This window comes from Streptomyces sp. NPDC088097, assembly GCF_044741845.1.
GTDB lineage: Bacteria > Actinomycetota > Actinomycetes > Streptomycetales > Streptomycetaceae > Streptomyces.
Map to the genome: position 1 here is coordinate 179,526 of NZ_JBIUTJ010000005.1, position 15,590 is coordinate 195,115.

General features: G+C 73.4%; 15 protein-coding genes and 1 tRNA gene. 7 read left to right on the forward strand and 9 right to left on the reverse strand.

The window, feature by feature from the left end; all coding sequences use genetic code 11:
* Positions 1-125 precede the first annotated feature (125 nt).
* On the forward strand, positions 126-1,808 hold the full coding sequence (paaN, locus tag ACIOD1_RS18225; RefSeq protein WP_365616027.1) for a phenylacetic acid degradation protein PaaN: 1,683 nt from the start codon (positions 126-128) through the stop codon (positions 1,806-1,808).
* 4 nt (positions 1,809-1,812) lie between these two features.
* On the opposite strand, the gene ACIOD1_RS18230 is transcribed toward paaN, so the two are convergent.
* From ACIOD1_RS18230 to ACIOD1_RS18240, 3 genes are read right to left on the reverse strand one after another with little or no spacing between them, the layout of a single operon-like run.
* The gene (locus ACIOD1_RS18230) at positions 1,813-2,598 is read right to left on the reverse strand and encodes a TrmH family RNA methyltransferase (RefSeq protein WP_365616029.1); all 786 of its coding nucleotides are present in this window, start codon (positions 2,596-2,598) and stop codon (positions 1,813-1,815) included.
* Between the two features lie 9 nt (positions 2,599-2,607).
* The gene (locus ACIOD1_RS18235) at positions 2,608-3,849 is read right to left on the reverse strand and encodes an HTTM domain-containing protein (RefSeq protein WP_401903309.1); all 1,242 of its coding nucleotides are present in this window, start codon (positions 3,847-3,849) and stop codon (positions 2,608-2,610) included.
* Positions 3,837-4,532 carry a DUF5819 family protein gene (locus ACIOD1_RS18240; RefSeq protein WP_401903312.1) on the reverse strand — a complete coding sequence of 232 codons (696 nt, stop codon included), beginning with the start codon at positions 4,530-4,532 and terminating at the stop codon, positions 3,837-3,839. Before ACIOD1_RS18240 ends, ACIOD1_RS18235 begins: the two co-directional genes overlap by 13 nt.
* 135 nt (positions 4,533-4,667) lie before the next feature.
* Here ACIOD1_RS18240 and paaA point away from each other — a divergent pair, with 135 nt between their 5' ends.
* From paaA to ACIOD1_RS18270, 6 genes are all read left to right on the forward strand, one after another.
* Positions 4,668-5,735: a 1,2-phenylacetyl-CoA epoxidase subunit PaaA gene (gene paaA / locus ACIOD1_RS18245; protein ID WP_401903314.1), complete on the forward strand. Its 1,068-nt coding sequence runs from the start codon at positions 4,668-4,670 to the stop codon at positions 5,733-5,735.
* Positions 5,732-6,016 (forward strand): 1,2-phenylacetyl-CoA epoxidase subunit PaaB, encoded by a 285-nt coding sequence (gene paaB, locus ACIOD1_RS18250; RefSeq protein WP_365616040.1) that lies wholly within the window; start codon positions 5,732-5,734, stop codon positions 6,014-6,016. Before paaA ends, paaB begins: the two co-directional genes overlap by 4 nt.
* A complete protein-coding gene (paaC, locus tag ACIOD1_RS18255; RefSeq protein ID WP_401903316.1) occupies positions 6,013-6,753 on the forward strand; it encodes a 1,2-phenylacetyl-CoA epoxidase subunit PaaC in 741 nt (246 codons plus the stop codon). The genes paaB and paaC overlap by 4 nt, the downstream gene beginning before the upstream one ends.
* On the forward strand, positions 6,750-7,268 hold the full coding sequence (gene paaD / locus ACIOD1_RS18260; protein WP_365616045.1) for a 1,2-phenylacetyl-CoA epoxidase subunit PaaD: 519 nt from the start codon (positions 6,750-6,752) through the stop codon (positions 7,266-7,268). Before paaC ends, paaD begins: the two co-directional genes overlap by 4 nt.
* On the forward strand, positions 7,269-8,474 hold the full coding sequence (locus ACIOD1_RS18265) for a 2Fe-2S iron-sulfur cluster-binding protein (RefSeq protein WP_401903319.1): 1,206 nt from the start codon (positions 7,269-7,271) through the stop codon (positions 8,472-8,474). It begins immediately after the preceding gene.
* Between the two features lie 162 nt (positions 8,475-8,636).
* On the forward strand, positions 8,637-9,779 hold the full coding sequence (locus ACIOD1_RS18270; protein ID WP_401903322.1) for an acyl-CoA dehydrogenase family protein: 1,143 nt from the start codon (positions 8,637-8,639) through the stop codon (positions 9,777-9,779).
* A 34-nt stretch (positions 9,780-9,813) separates the two neighbouring features.
* Here the strand turns inward: ACIOD1_RS18270 and ACIOD1_RS18275 are convergent, their stop codons facing one another.
* The 6 genes from ACIOD1_RS18275 to ACIOD1_RS18300 form a co-directional block, all read right to left on the reverse strand.
* Positions 9,814-10,158 carry a rhodanese-like domain-containing protein gene (locus ACIOD1_RS18275; RefSeq protein ID WP_365616054.1) on the reverse strand — a complete coding sequence of 115 codons (345 nt, stop codon included), beginning with the start codon at positions 10,156-10,158 and terminating at the stop codon, positions 9,814-9,816.
* A 117-nt stretch (positions 10,159-10,275) separates the two neighbouring features.
* Entirely contained in the window at positions 10,276-11,115 is an 840-nt protein-coding gene (locus ACIOD1_RS18280; RefSeq protein ID WP_365616057.1) for a J domain-containing protein, read from the reverse strand.
* Positions 11,116-11,309: 194 nt separating this feature from the next.
* The gene (locus tag ACIOD1_RS18285; protein WP_401903325.1) at positions 11,310-12,758 is read right to left on the reverse strand and encodes a DUF2252 domain-containing protein; all 1,449 of its coding nucleotides are present in this window, start codon (positions 12,756-12,758) and stop codon (positions 11,310-11,312) included.
* Between the two features lie 69 nt (positions 12,759-12,827).
* Entirely contained in the window at positions 12,828-13,475 is a 648-nt protein-coding gene (locus ACIOD1_RS18290) for a response regulator transcription factor (RefSeq protein WP_365616219.1), read from the reverse strand.
* Between the two features lie 22 nt (positions 13,476-13,497).
* Positions 13,498-15,189, reverse strand: coding sequence for a histidine kinase (locus ACIOD1_RS18295; RefSeq protein ID WP_365616063.1), 1,692 nt, complete (start codon positions 15,187-15,189; stop codon positions 13,498-13,500).
* 211 nt (positions 15,190-15,400) lie between these two features.
* Positions 15,401-15,483 (reverse strand) — tRNA-Leu (locus tag ACIOD1_RS18300).
* Between the last annotated feature and the right edge of the window lie 107 nt (positions 15,484-15,590).

Here is a 15,590-nt window from a genome sequence, read left to right on the forward strand (position 1 = left end):
GCCCTCTTGTCCCGACCGATCGTTCGGTTACTCTAACTCCAGTCTGCTCTTCTTCACCCGCCCCTGCCCGATCCAGCCTGCGATGCAGCCTGATCCCGCCCGGCTCAACGAGGAGTTGGTCCCTGATGGCCGCCGAGCTCACCCTCCCCCAGCTGACCGAGAAGCACCGGAGCACCCTGGACCAGGCGCTCGCCGCCATCCGCAGCCGTGCCTACTGGTCCCCGCACCCCGAGCACCCCAAGGCGTACGGGGAGAGCGCCCCCGCCGACGGGCTCGCCGCCTTCGAGGCCGTCCGCGGTTCCCGCTTCGAGCTGGACCAGCCCGGCACCGACGGCTGGACGGGCGGCGAGGTCTCCCCGTACGGCCCGGAGCTGGGCGTGGAGTACCCGCACGCCGACCCGGACGTCCTGCTCCCCGCGATGAGGGCCGGCATGGCCGCCTGGCGCGACGCCGGTCCCGAGGCGCGCGCCCTGGTCTGCGTGGAGATCCTGGCCCGCATCTCCGCACGCACCCACGAGTTCGCGCACGCGGTCATGCACACCAGCGGCCAGGCCTTCATGATGGCCTTCCAGGCGGGCGGCCCCCACGCGCAGGACCGCGGCCTGGAGGCGGTGGCCTACGCGTACGAGGAGCAGACCCGCGTCCCCGACCGCGCCGACTGGTCGAAGCCGCAGGGCAAGCGGGACCCCCTCGAACTGGGCAAGACCTTCACGGCGGTGCCGCGCGGCATCGCGCTGATGATCGGCTGCAACACCTTCCCCACCTGGAACGGCTACCCGGGCCTGTTCGCCTCCCTGGCCACCGGCAACGCGGTGCTGGTGAAGCCGCACCCGCGCGCCGTCCTGCCCCTGGCCCTGACGGTCAAGGTGGCCCGCGAGGTCCTCGCCGAGGCCGGCTTCGACCCGAACCTGGTGGCCCTGGCCGTCGAGCGGCCGGGCGAGGGCATCGCCAAGTCCCTCGCGCTGCGCCCCGAGATCAGGCTGATCGACTACACCGGATCCACGGAGTTCGGCGACTGGCTGGAGACCAACGCCCGCCAGGCGCAGGTCTACACGGAGAAGGCGGGCGTCAACACCGTCCTGATCGACTCCGCCTCCGACTACAAGGGGATGCTGTCCAACCTGGCCTTCTCCCTGTCCCTGTACAGCGGCCAGATGTGCACCACCCCGCAGAATCTGCTGATCCCGCGCGAGGGCATCGCCACCGACGTCGGCCACAAGTCCTACGACGAGGTCGTCGCGGACCTCGCCGCCTCGGTCGGCGGCCTCCTCGGCGACGACGCCCGGGCCAACGCGCTGCTCGGCGCCCTCGTCAACCCGGACGTGAAGGCCCGACTGGAGGCGGCCGCCGCCCTGGGCGAGGTCGCGCTGGCCTCCCGCGAGGTGGTGAACCCGGAGTTCCCGGACGCCGTCGTGCGCACCCCGGTCATGGTCAAGCTGGACGCGGCCAAGCCGGACCCGGAGGCGGCCTACCTCTCGGAGTGCTTCGGCCCGGTCTCCTTCGCGGTGGCGGTCGACTCCACGGCGGACGCCCTGGAGCTCCTGCGCCGCACGGTGCGGGAGAAGGGCGCGATGACGGTCGGCGCGTACACGACGGACGCGGACACCGAGCGGGCGATCGAGGAGGTCTGCCTGGAGGAGTCGGCGCAGCTGTCCCTGAACCTCACGGGCGGGGTCTACGTGAACCAGACCGCGGCCTTCTCCGACTTCCACGGCTCCGGCGGCAACCCGGCGGCCAACGCGGCCCTGTGCGACGGCGCCTTCGTCGCCAACCGCTTCCGGGTGGTGGAGGTCCGCCGCCAGGGCTAGAGCGTCAAAGCCCCGCCCGGCCCGCGGTCGTGTCCGCATCCTCGGCCGGGCGCGGCCCTCCCCAGTGGAAGAGGGTCATGGCGACGCTCGTCGCCAGGTTGTAGCTGGAGACCTGTGGCCGCATCGGCAGGGAGACCAGGTGGTCGGCGCGGGCGCGCAGCTCGGGCGAGATGCCGTGCCGCTCCGAGCCGAAGGCCAGTACGGCGTCGTCAGGGAGGGCGAGGGTACGGATGTCCTCGCCCTCCGGGTCGAGCGCGTACACCGGTCCGGGCGGCAGTTCGTCGAGGTCGCCGGGGCCGAGCCGGCCCACGGTGGTGGCGTAGTGCAGCCCGGCTCCGGCACGGACCACGTTGGGGTGCCAGGGGTCGAGGTCGCCCCGGGTCAGCACGGCGTCCGCGCCGAAGCCGGCGGCGAGGCGGACGACCGCCCCGACGTTGCCCAGGTTGCGGGGGTTGTCGAGCAGGACGACGGGCGCCCGGCGCGGTCCCGTCGGCGCCGTGGCGGGGCGCGGGGCGAGGGCGGCGACCCCGGTGGGGTGCACCCGGGGCAGCAGTTCCGCGAGCGGGCCCTGCCGCAGGAGCCGGTCCAGCTCGGGGGCCACGTCCGGAGCCAGCTCGCGCGCGAGGGCCCGTACGGAGTCCGGGTCGTCGGCGACGACCAGCTCGACGCCGGCCCCGAAGCGCAGGGCGTGCTTCAGCGCGTGGAACCCGTCGAGCACCACCACGTCGCCCCGCCCGACGGCCTCCCGCCACTCCCGCCCGACGTCCCCGACCTTCTGCTGCTCGCTCATCCCCCGACCCTACGACCCGCGGACCCGGTCGCCGGCCCGGTCGCCGTCGCCGGCAGGGTCTCCGTCGCGGGCTGGGGTCTCCGTCGCGGGCGCCGGCCGGGGCACGAGCCCGGGTCCGGTCGGCGGCTCCGGCCCGACCCCCCGGGCGGCGGGCCGCCACACCCGCCTCCGGGCGCCCGCGGCCAAACCGCCCAGCGCGAGGAGGAGGCCGGTCGGCAGGAACACCGCGTCGGCGGCGATCATCGCCAGCGAGAAGAACGGCAGCCCCAGCAGCACCGCGATCCCCGCGTGCTCCAGCATCATCAGCGCCAGCAGCACGTTCTTGACCCGCCGGTCGAACAGCGTGAACGGGAACGCGACCTGCACGATCACCGTCCCGTACGTCAGCAGCATCACCATCGTCCCGCTGCTCGCCAGCAGGCCCGAGAGCCCGGGCCACGGGGTGAAGTAGTCCAACCCGAGCGGGTAGTAGAGCGCGGTCCCGTCCTGCCAGCGCGAGCCCTGGATCTTGTACCAGCCTGCCGTCGCGTAGATCAGGCAGACCTCCGCCGTGATCACCAGCATCCCCGCGTTGTGCAGCAGGTTCGCGAGGACGTCGAGCAGCGCCCGCCCCTCGCCCGCCGGCTCGTACCGGTCGACCATCCACCACAGCGCGAGCGCCGTCCACACGGCGGCGAAGGCCAGGGTCCAGCCCGTGCCGAACCCCCCGAACACCGCCCCGTACGCGAGGAACGCCCCGAGGACGCCCCACAGCACCGGCCCCGCCGCGCCAGCCGAGGCCGATCCCCGCAGCCGGACCCGCCGGGCGTCCAGGGACCAGACCCGCGCGCAGCGGGTCAGCACCAGGTAGATCGCCATCAGGTGAATGACGTTGTCCCCGCCGTCGCCCATGAAGACGCTGCGGTTCTGGAGCGAGAGCACCCCGACCATGAAAATCACGGACACGGCCCGGGTCCGCCAGCCCAGCAGCAGCAGGACGCTCGCGAGCACGGCGACGGCGTAGACGATCTCGAACCAGAGGCCGGAGTCGGACCACAGCAGGACGGTGAAGGCCCGGTTCTGGTCGATGAGCCGCTCCGCCAGTCGCAGGCTCCACGGCCCGTCGGGACCGTACAGCTCGTGACGGTGGGGGAACTCCCGCAGCAGGAAGAACAGCCAGGTCCCGGCGAAGCCGATGCGGACCACGGCGCTCTGGTAGGGCCCCAGCGCCTGTCCGGTGACCTTGGCGAGGGCCCGTCTCACACGGTCCACCACGGCAGCTCCCGGTAGTACGTCTGGGTGTCGGTCTTCTCCTGGCTCCAGCTCGGCGCCGCCACGGCCCTCGTCGCCGAGCGCAGCTGGATCCGCAGGATGCGGTCGTCCTCGCGGTAGGAGGGGGTCAGTCGGGCCAGCGCGATCCGCCGCAGGTACTCCTCGGAGAGTTCCCCGCGCTCGCCGTTGGCCTTGTTGTTCTCGTCGTGGGAGCCGGTGAAGAAGTCCCAGGCCCGGCGCAGCTCGTTCTGCTCCGTGTGGCTGGGCAGCAGGCTGTGGCGGATGGCCCGGCCGTCCTCGGCCGACAGGTCGCGCCAGTCCGTGGTGGACAGCCCCGCCGCCGTGCGGACCTCGGCGCGGACCTGCACCGCGATGTTCTGCTGGAGCGGGTTGGGCGCGAAGAGCTTCCAGTTCTGTTCGAATTCGGGGTAGACCCACCCGTCGATCAGTGCGGCGTGCCGCTTGCTCACCGTGTTGGACGGGGCCACGTGCAGGAACACGGCCGCCAGGTGCGCGCAGGCGGCGACGGCGACGGCTCCGAGGGCGAGGGCGGCCACGACGCGGTACGGGGTCGACAGGCCCGCGATCCCGGGGGCCCTGGAGGGTGCGTCGGCCGTGACGCGGGCCGGAGGGTCGGCCGGTGGAAGGGGTCCCTCCGCCGCCTCGCGCTCGTTCGATTCCATCCCGCCCCGATCATCCCGCGTGCACAGGGTTGCCCACAGAGGTTGACACCCTACGGGCCGCCGTCTCACCATTGAAGAGGATGAACCGAACGATCGGTCGGTCGGGCGGACGGCACACTCAGACAGGGGGCCGGGATGGTCGCAGTGACCCCGGAGACGGACCCGGACACGGGCCCGGACACGGAAGCCGACCTCGGCGCGCAGCTCTTGGCGGCCTTCGACGCCGCCGTGGCCGCCGACGAGCGCGTCGAGCCACGGGACTGGATGCCCGACGAGTACCGCGCCTCCCTGGTCCGCCAGATGGCCCAGCACGCGCACTCCGAGATCATCGGCATGCAGCCCGAGGCGAACTGGATCACCCGCGCGCCCTCCCTGCGCCGCAAGGCGATCCTGATGGCCAAGGTCCAGGACGAGGCGGGCCACGGGCTGTACCTCTACAGCGCCGCCGAGACCCTCGGCACCAGCCGCGACGAGCTGCTCGACAAGCTCCACTCGGGCCGCCAGAAGTACTCGTCGATCTTCAACTACCCGACCCTGACCTGGGCCGACGTCGGTGCCATCGGCTGGCTCGTGGACGGCGCGGCGATCACCAACCAGGTGCCGATCTGCCGCTGCTCCTACGGCCCCTACGCCCGCGCCATGGTCCGGATCTGCAAGGAGGAGTCCTTCCACCAGCGCCAGGGGTACGAGCTGCTCCTCGCCCTCTCCCGGGGCACCGAGGCCCAGCACGCCATGGCGCAGGACGCGGTGAACCGCTGGTGGTGGCCCTCGCTGATGATGTTCGGCCCGCCGGACGACGAGTCGGCGCACTCGGCGCAGTCCATGGCCTGGCGGATCAAGCGGCACTCCAACGACGAGCTGCGCCGGCGCTTCGTGGACATCGCCGTCCCGCAGGCCGAGTCGCTCGGCCTGACCCTGCCCGACCCGGACCTCAAGTGGAACGAGGAGCGCGGGCACCACGACTTCGGCGCGATCGACTGGGCGGAGTTCTGGGACGTCCTCAAGGGCAACGGCCCCTGCAACGAGCAGCGCATCGACCAGCGGCGCACGGCGCACGAGGAAGGCGCCTGGGTCCGCGAGGCGGCCGCGGCGTACGCGGAGAAGCACGGCGGCGCCGCCGGCACGACCGGCAGCACCACGGGCAGCACCACCGAGACCACCGGCACCACCGGCACGGAACACGAGCGAGAGGTACGGGCATGACGCGGAACTGGCCCCTGTGGGAGGTCTTCGTGCGCTCGCGCCGGGGCCTCTCCCACACGCACGCGGGCAGCCTGCACGCACCGGACGCGGAGATGGCCCTGCGCAACGCCCGCGACCTCTACACGCGGCGCGGCGAGGGCATCTCCATCTGGGTCGTGCCCTCCACCGCGATCGTCGCCTCCTCGCCGGACGAGCGGGACCCCTTCTTCGCCCCGTCCGCCGACAAGCCCTACCGGCACCCGACCTTCTACGAGATCCCCGAGGGGGTGCAGCACCTGTGAGCAGCACCGAGACCGCCGCCCCCTCGGCCGCCACCACCGCCGCCGCCCTCGCCCTGGGCGACGACGCGCTGATCCTCTCCCACCGCCTCGGCGAATGGGCGGGCCACGCCCCCGTCCTGGAGGAGGAACTCGCCCTCGCCAACATCGCCCTGGACCTGCTCGGCCAGGCCCGGATCCTGCTGTCCATGGTCGGGGACGAGGACGAGATGGCGTTCCTCCGCGAGGAGCGCGCCTTCCGCAACGTCCAGTTGGTCGAGCAGCCCAACGGCGACTTCGCCCGTACCATCGCCCGGCAGCTCTACTTCTCCCTCCACCAGCACGCCCTGTACGCGGAGCTAGCCGCCGGGGACGGCCCCTTCGCCCCGCTGGCCGCCAAGGCCGTGAAGGAGACCGCCTACCACCTCGACCACGCCGAGCAGTGGACGCTGCGGCTCGGCGACGGCACCGGGGAGAGCCGGGCGCGGATGCGCGCGGCCCTGGACGGGCTGTGGAAGTACACCGGGGAGCTGTTCCGACCGGTGGACGGGCTCGATGTGGACCCGGCCGCCCTGGAGGCCCGCTGGCTGGCTTCGCTCACCGCCGTCCTGGAGCGGGCCGGACTGACCCTGCCCGAGGGGCCCCGTACGGGCGCCTGGGCCGCCGGAGCGGGGCGGGAGGGCCTGCACACCGAGCCCTTCGGCAAGATGCTGGCGGAGATGCAGCACCTCCACCGCAGCCACCCGGGGGCCTCGTGGTGAGCGCCGCCCGGACCGCCGGGACGGCGGGCACCACCCGCCTGGAGGCGGAGCTGATCGCGCTGGCGGGCTCCGTCCCGGACCCCGAGCTGCCGGTGCTCACCCTCGGTGAGCTGGGCGTCGTGCGCGGTGTGCGGATGCACGAGGACGGGCACGCCGAGGTGACCCTCACCCCCACCTACACCGGCTGCCCGGCCATCGAGGCCATGTCCGCCGACATCGAGCGGGCCCTGACCGACCACGGCATACCCGAGGTCCGGGTGACCACCGTGCTGGCCCCGGCCTGGTCGACCGACGACATCAGCGCGGAGGGCCGCCGGAAGCTGGCCGAGTTCGGCATCGCCCCGCCCCGCCCGCACTCCGCCGACGGCCCGGTCCCGCTGACCCTCTCGGTCCGCTGCCCGAACTGCGGCTCGACGGACACCGAGCTGCTCAGCCGGTTCTCCTCCACCGCGTGCAAGGCACTGCGCCGCTGCGTGGCCTGCCGCGAACCGTTCGACCACTTCAAGGAGCTGTAGATGGCCGTCTCCGCGCCCAAGGCGTCCCGGACGACCGAGGCGTCCCCGGCGACCGAGGCGTCCCGGTCCTCTGCGACCGGGACCGGTCCGAGCCCGACCGGGACCGGTCCGAGCCCCGCCCGCCACGGCGCCTTCCACCGCCTCACGGTGACGGACGTGGAGCGGCTCACGGACGACGCGGTGGCGCTGACCCTGGCCGTCCCGCAGGAGCTGCGGGACCGGTACCTGCACGCCCCCGGTCAGCACCTCACCCTGCGCCGCACCGCCCCGGAGGGCGACGAGGTCCGCCGCACCTACTCGATCTGCTCCCCCGCCCCGGCCGCCGACGGCCCGGGTCCGGAGCGGCTGCGGGTCGGGGTGCGGCTGGTGGAGGGCGGCGCGTTCTCCACGTTCGCGCACAAGGAGATCGCCGCCGGGGACGAGCTGGACGTGATGGTCCCGGCCGGCCGGTTCACCCTGGACCCGGCCGCGGCCCCGGCCGACGCGCACTACGCGGCGATCGTCGGCGGCAGCGGCATCACCCCGGTGCTGTCGATCGCGGCCACGCTGCTCGCGGCCCGCGCCGACGCCCGCTTCTGCCTGGTCCGCGGCGATCGTTCGGCGGCCTCGACGATGTTCCTGGAGGATGTCGCCGACCTCAAGGACCGCTACCCCGACCGCTTCCAGCTGGTCACCGCCCTCTCCCGCGAGGAGCAGGAGGCCGGCCTGCCGTCCGGGCGGCTGGACGAGGCGCGGCTGACCTCGCTGCTGCCCGCGCTGGTCCCGGTCGAGGAGGTGACGGGCTGGTTCCTGTGCGGCCCGTACGGGCTGGTGGAGGGCGCCGAGCGGGCCCTGGCCACGCTCGGTGTCGCACGCGGCCGGGTCCACGAGGAGGTCTTCCATGTGGAGGACACCGCCCCGCAGGCCCCCGCCCCGGTCTCGGCGCCGGCCCACGGCCGGGTCACCGCCCGGCTCGACGGCCGTTCCGGCACCTGGCCGGTGCAGGACGGGGAGTCCCTGTTGGACGCCGTGCTGCGGGCCCGCGCGGACGCCCCGTACGCCTGCAAGGGCGGGGTGTGCGGCACCTGTCGGGCGTTCCTGGTGCGGGGCGAGGTCAGGATGGAGCGGAACTTCGCCCTGGAGGAGGAGGAGACCGATGCGGGCTTCGTCCTGGCCTGCCAGTCGCACGCGGTGACGGAGGAAGTGGAGATCGACTTCGACCGCTGAGGTCCGCTCGCCCGAAGACCGCCCGCCGCTCGCCCGGCAGCCGCCTGCCGGTCTTCGGGCGATCACCCGCCCGGCGCCCCTGTCCAATTTCCAGAACCTGTTCTATCTTGACGCTCCGTCAGGCCAGAACGGGTTCGGATCCGGCGCGCGGAAGGACAGGCAGTGGACTTCACCTTCACCGAGGAGCAGCAGGCGGCCGTCGAGGCGGCGAAGGCCGTCTTCGCGGATGTCGCCCCCGACGGCGTGCCCAGCCCCGCACTCACCCCGGGGGCCGTCGCCGAGGAGTTCGACCGGCCCCTGTGGGCCCGGCTGGCGGGCTCCGACCTGCTGGGCCTGGTGCTCGCCGAGGAGCACGGCGGGGCCGGCCTGGACACCATCACCCTGTGCCTGGTGCTGCGCGAGGCGGCCCGGGTGCTGGCCCGGGTGCCGCTGCTGGAGCACTGCGCCACCGCCATGGCCGTCCAGGACCACGGCGGCCCGGAGCTGACGGCCGCCCTGCTGCCCGCCGCCGGGGACGGCACGCTCGTCCTCACCGTCGCCGCGCACGGCCGCACCGGCCACGACCCGGCCGAACTGGCCGTCACCGCCCGCCGTGAGGGGGACGGTTGGGTCCTGGACGGGACGCAGACGTCCGTCCCCTGGGCGCACAGCGCCGACTGGATCGCCGTACCCGCCCACGGCGGCGACGGCGAGGCCGTCCTCGCGCTGCTGCCCCGGGCCACCGAGGGGCTCACGCTCGCCGACCAGTACTCCACCAGCGGGGAGCGGCTCGCCGAACTCTCCCTGGACGGGGTGCGCGTCCCCGCCACCCACCTCATCGAAGCCCCCGGCGCCTGGGAGCGGCTGCGTCAGCTCCTCGCCACCGGGACCTGCGCCCTCGCCCTCGGACTCGGCGAGGCCGTGCTCGCCATGACGGGGCAGTACACGAGCAAGCGGGAGCAGTTCGGCTTCCCCGTGGCCACCTTCCAGGCCGTCGCCGTGCAGGCCGCCGACCGCTACATCGACCTGCGCGCCATGGAGGTCACCCTCTGGCAGGCGGCTTGGCGACTGGACACCGCCGCCGAGGGCGCGGGCGGCCCCCTGCCCGGCGCCGGTGACGTGGCGGTAGCCAAGATCTGGGCCTCGGAGGGCGTACGCCGCGTCGTGCAGACCGCCCAGCACCTCCACGGCGGCTTCGGCGCCGACACCGACTACCCGCTGCACCGCTACCACGCCTGGGCCAAGCAGCTGGAGCTCCAACTCGGGCCGGCCGCCGCCCACGAGGAGGCCCTGGGCGACCTGCTGGCCGCCCACCCCCTCGCCTGACGGGCCCGGCCCGCCACCGGCCGGCTGCCGGGTCCTAGAGGACGAAGGCCGGGTTGCCGCTGTCCGTCACCATCGGGCGCCCGGCGCGGTCCCAGTCCTGCATGCCGCCGTCGATGTTCACGGCCTCGATGCCCTGTCGCACCAGGTACTGGGTGACCTGCGCCGAACGGCCGCCGACGCGGCACATCACGTGCACCCGGGTGTCCTCGCCGATGGCCTCCGTCAGCTCGCCGAAGCGGGCCACGAAGTCGCTCATCGGGATGTGCAGCGCACCTTCCACGTGCCCGGCCGCCCACTCGTCGTCCTCGCGGACGTCCAGGACAAAGCCTTCGGCGGGCACCGCTGAGGCGTCCACCGAGGGAAGCGGTCCGAGGTTCATAGCTGTCGCCTTATCTCTTCGCGAGTCTGGCCTGCCAACCTATCCGACCCCGCGCACGCCCCCCACGGTCCCGGACCCGGCCGGCCGGACCGGGCCGGGCAACCGTCCCGAACCGGTCTAGCCGGCCGTCTCCCCGAAGGCCGCCAGCTCCGCCTCGCGCTCGGAGACCTGCGCCAGCAGCTGCTCCGCGATCTCGTCCAGCAGCCGGTCCGGGTCCTGCGGAGCCATCCGCAGCATCGAGCCGATCGCGCTGTCCTCCAGCTCCTTGGCCACCAGGGAGAGGAGCTCCTTGCGCCGCCCCAGCCACTCCAGCCGGGCGTACAGCTCCTCGCTCTCGCCGGGCGGCGCGGTCTCGGGCGCCGGGCCGGCCGCCCACTCCTCGGCCAGCTCCCGCAGCAGCCCCTCGTCCCCGCGCCCGTAGGCGGCGTTGACCCGGGAGATGAAGGCGTCCCGGCGGGTCTGCTCGGCCTCGTCCTGGGCCAGGTCGGGGTGCGCCTGGCGGACCAGCTCCCGGTACAGCCGGCGGACCTCCTCCGAGGGGCGCACCCGCTCCGGGGGCTTCACGGTCCGGTCGGTCAGCATCGCGGACGCGTCGTCGGAGATGCCGTCCGAGTCCATCCAGTCGTGGAAGAGCTCCTCGACCCCGGGCATCGGCATGACCAGGGAGCGCGCGTCACGGGCCCGCCGCAGGTCCTCGGGGTCGCCGGTACGGGCGGCCTTGGCCTCCGCGATCAGCGCGTCCAGCTCGTCGAGGCGGGAGTACATCGGTCCGAGCTTCTGGTGGTGCAGCCGGGAGAAGTTCTCGACCTCCACCCGGAAGGTCTCCACCGCGATCTCGAACTCGATCAGCGCCTGCTCGGCGGCCCGCACGGCACGTTCGAGCCGCGCCTCGGGCCGCTCGGCGGCACCCGGGGTCGCGGGCTCTTCGGGGACGCTCTGTTCGGTCTGCTCGCTCACCCGGCCAGACTACGGCCCACCCGGGCCCTTCGATGTTTCACGTGAAACATCGAGGGGGGAACGGGGAGCGGCGGCCGACCATCGACCTCGCGGTCGCCCGGCCTCAGACCCCGTCCGCGGCCTCGGACCCCGGTTTCAGACCTCGCCCCCGGCCTCAGACCTCGCCCTTCAGCCCCAGGCCTCGACCTTCAGCCTCAGACCCCGGCCTCCGCCGGGACCCGACCGGAGCGGACCGCCGCCACCAGATCGGCGTGGTCGGCCTCGCTGCGGTCGGCGTAGGCCACCGCGAAGGTGGCCATGGCCTCGTCCAGCTCCTCGTTCTTCCCGCAGTACGCGGCCAGCACCCTCGGATCGGCGCTGTGCGCGTGCGCCCGGGCCAGCAGGGCCCCGGTCATCCGGCCGTAGTCGTCGATCTGCTCGGGGGCCAACGCCGCCGGGTCCACGCTGCCCTTGCGGTTGCGGAACTGGCGCACCTGGAAGGGCCGCCCTTCCACGGTGGTCCAGCCGAGCAGGATGTCGGAGACCACCTGCATCCGCTTCTGTCCGGCCACCACCCGACGGCCCTCGTGCTCCTCCGCCGGCGCGTGGAAGCCCAGCGCGGGCAGGTACGGCAACAGCGCGGACGGCCGCGCCTCCTTCACCTGGAGCACCAGCGGCTCGCCCCGGTGGTCGAGCAGCAGCACCACGTACGAGCGGGTGCCGACGCTGCCCGTGCCCACCACGCGGAAGGCGACGTCGTGCAGGGCGTAGCGGGCCAGCAGCGGCAACCGGTCCCCGGGCAGGGTGTGGACGTAGGGGCCCAGCGAAGCGGCCACGGCCGCGGCCTCCTCGTCGCCGACGCGGCGCAGCACGGGCAGCGCGTCCACGAAGTGGCGCCCCCCGTCGGCCCCGAGCACCGTCGACTTGGCCGCGAACCGGGCGGAGGTGTTGTTGCGGGCCTTCTCGGAGACCCGTTCCAGGGTGCCCAGCAGGTCACGGGCGTCGGTGTGCGAGACGAGTTCCTCGTCGGCGATGGCGTTCCAGGCGTCGAGCGCGGGCAGTTTGGCCAGCAGCCGCATGGTCCGCCGGTACGCGCCCACCGTGTCCCGCGCCGCCGCCCGACAGGTGTCCTCGTCGGCGCCCACCACGCGCCCGGCCAGCACCAGCGAGGTGGCGAGCCGCTTCAGGTCCCACTCCCACGGACCGAAGACGGTCTCGTCGAAGTCGTTGAGGTCGATGACGAGCCGGCCGCGCGCGTCCCCGTACAGGCCGAAGTTGGCCGCGTGGGCGTCACCGCAGATCTGCGCGCCCACCCCGGTCACCGGCCCGCCGGACAGGTCGTGCGCCATCAGCCCGGCCGCCCCGCGCAGGAAGGCGAAGGGGTTCGCGGCCATCCGCCCCACCCGGATCGGGGTCAGCTCGGCGACCCGTCCGACGTTGGACTCCTCCACCGCGCGCACGGCGTCCGGACGCCCGGCGGGAGCCTCGAACACGGCGTGGGCCGCCCGCGGCACCCGGATCCGCAGGGCCTTCCCGGCCGCCTTCGCGGAACCCGCCACGGCGCGAGGGGCGAAGCCCTCGACGGACGGGATCCGCCCGCTTGCCGGACCGCCTCCCGGACCCGCCGCCGCGTCCGCCGCCTGCTGTCTCGGTACCGTCACCATTCGAGCCGCCCCCGCACCTGTGCGCGCCGTTCCGGCCGTGGTGGCCGGTCGATCCGGGCCCGACCGTATCTACAGCCCGGCGTCCCTGGCCAGCAGGGCCGCCTGGACCCGGTTCTCGCACCCCAGCTTCGCCAGGATCCGGCTCACGTACGTCTTCACCGTCGCCTCGCTCATGTGCAGTCGGCGTCCGGCGTCCGCGTTGGACAGTCCCTCGCCCAGCAGCGCCAGCACCCCGCGTTCCCGTTCGGTGAGCGCGTCCACCCGGCGCCGGGCGTCCTCGCCCCGCCCCGTGGCCCGCCCGCCGGCCAACTGGTCCACCACGTGCCGGGTCGCGGCGGGCGAGAGGTAGGCGTCACCGGAGGCGGCCGCCCGGACGGCGCCGATCAGCTCGGCGGGCGCCGAGTCCTTCAGCAGGAACCCCGCGCCGCCCTCGCTCAGCGCCCGCAGCACGTTCTCCCGCTCCCCGAAGGTCGTCAGGATCAGCGCCCGGGCGCCCGGCACGGCCCGCCCCAACTCGGCCAGCGCCGTCAGCCCGTCCATCACCGGCATCTGGATGTCCAGCAGCACCACGTCCGGGGCGTGCGAGCGGGCCAGCTCGACCGCCTCGCGGCCGTTCGCCCCCTCCGCGACGACCTCGATGTCCGTCGCCGAGGTCAGGATCATCCTGATCCCGGCCCGGATCAGCGGCTCGTCGTCAGCGATCACCACTCGGATCACCTTGGCTGTCACCCGCGCGCTCCTACTGCTCGACCTCGAAAGCCTGCTTGTCCACGAGCTTGCCGTCCCGGAAGCAGAACCGGAAAACCCCGTCCTTGGAGAACTCCGAGGACGATTCCGTCGACAGCAGCGCCAGACAGGTGGTCCCCTCCGGCTTCGGCGGTGCCTTGCGCTCCAGTCCGGTGGTCAGGATGCTGTCCCCGGACGGCAGCCGGTCCCGGACCTCCTGCTCCGCCTCGCCGACGTGCACCGCATCGTAGTCAGCCCGGTCGATCACGCCCTTGCTCGCCGAACCGACCATCAGCACCGCCGCCGCGCCCAGCACGATGACCAGCAGCACGATCGCGGCGAAGGCGATCCCGCAGCCCATCGCCACGCCCCCGCGCCGGCTGCGCACGGGCGGTCCCAGCTCCCGGTTGACCGCCGCCCAGTCCATCGGCGGCGCCCCCTGGAGGGCGGACGCCCGGGCTTGGGAGCGCTGCCCGAAGTCGTCGGCCACCTCCTCGGCGGCCCCGGCCGGCTCCGTCCCGTACGGCAGGACCCCCGCCACCCGGAACCCGCCGTCCTCGGTCGCCCCCGCGTGCACCATGCCCCCGACCAACCGCGCCCGCTCCCGCAGCCCGGTCAGCCCCTGCCCGCCCGAGACCACCTCGGAGGAGGGGTCGGCGGGTGCGGGACCGTTGGCGATCTCCACGACCAGCGAGTCGTCCTCGTAGCGCAGTTCCACCGTGATCCTCGAACCCGGCGCGTGCTTGTAGGCGTTGGTCAGCCCTTCCTGCACGATCCGGTACGCCGCGTGGTCGCAGGCCGCGACCAGCGGCCGGGCCTGCCCCGCCGTGTGCAGCCGTACGTCGGTCCCCGCGCCCCGCGCCGCCTCCACGATGCCCGTGATCCCGGCGACCCCGCGCGCCGCCGGCTGCGCCTCCTCGCGCGGGACCGGGGACTCCACCCCGTCCCGCATGATCCCGACGACCTCCCGCAGCTCGTGCATCGCCGCCACCGAGGCCTGCCTCAGCACCCCGACGGCCTCGCGCTGACGATCGGTGAGCTCCGGGTCCACCTCCAGGGCCCCGGTGTGCACCGAGATCAGGGCGAGCTGGTGGCCGAGGCTGTCGTGCATGTCCTGTGCGATCCGCTGCCGTTCCCGCAGCCGGGCCTGGCCCGCCACGATCGTCCGCTCGCGCAGCAGCTGGTCGTTGCGTTCCTGGAGCGCGCCCAGCAGGGTCCGGCGCTGGTACCAGTACCGGCTGGCCAGACCCGGCATGACGGTCGACGCCAGGAAGACCAGGGTGGTGAACACCGCCACCAGACCGGGCCTCATCTGGGACCACTGGTCGACCAGGGTGAGCGTCACCTCCGCGAAGAAGGCCAGGGTGAAGGCGATCAACGCCCGGCTCACCCCGACGATCCGGCGGCCGGCGGACCAGCCGAGCAGGATGGTGAGGAGGAACACCCCCGGCAGCAGCGCGCTCGCCGCCGCGCCCACCACGAGGGTGGCGGCCGGCAACCGCCGCCGCAGCATCGTCAGCGTCACCACGGTGAGGACGCCGACCAGCATCTTCCAGTCGGCGCTGTTGCTCAGCTCGTCGACCCCGAGGCCGATGACCACCATCACACCGGAGAGCGCCAGGTCCCAGGCCAGGATCCGCCGGCTCCAGGGCTCGGGACCCTTCAGCCACTCCCAGCCCTCGCGCGTCTTCCCCTTGGCATCCACGCGACGACCCTAGACACCGCCCCCGGGCCGGGGCCGCCCTCTTTCGTCGCGCCCCCGTCAACGAAAGTCGGACGGCGGCTCGGCGGCGTCGCCGAAGGCCTCTTCGAATTCGTCACATTTGTCCGGGATAGCCGCGATAGTCGAGATCAACCCGGAATACAACAAAGAACCCCCGATTCGGATCTCTCCGAATCGGGGGTTCTTCATTCTGTGGGCGAGGGGGGATTTGAACCCCCACGTCCCGAAGGACACTGGCACCTGAAGCCAGCGCGTCTGCCGTTCCGCCACTCGCCCGAGCAGCTAACCAGCGGTTCTTCCCTTTCGGGCCGTTCCCCTGGCGACGTCGAAAGATTAGCACGGTGGGCGGGGTGGAATCACATCCCTTTCCCCGGGCACCCGCA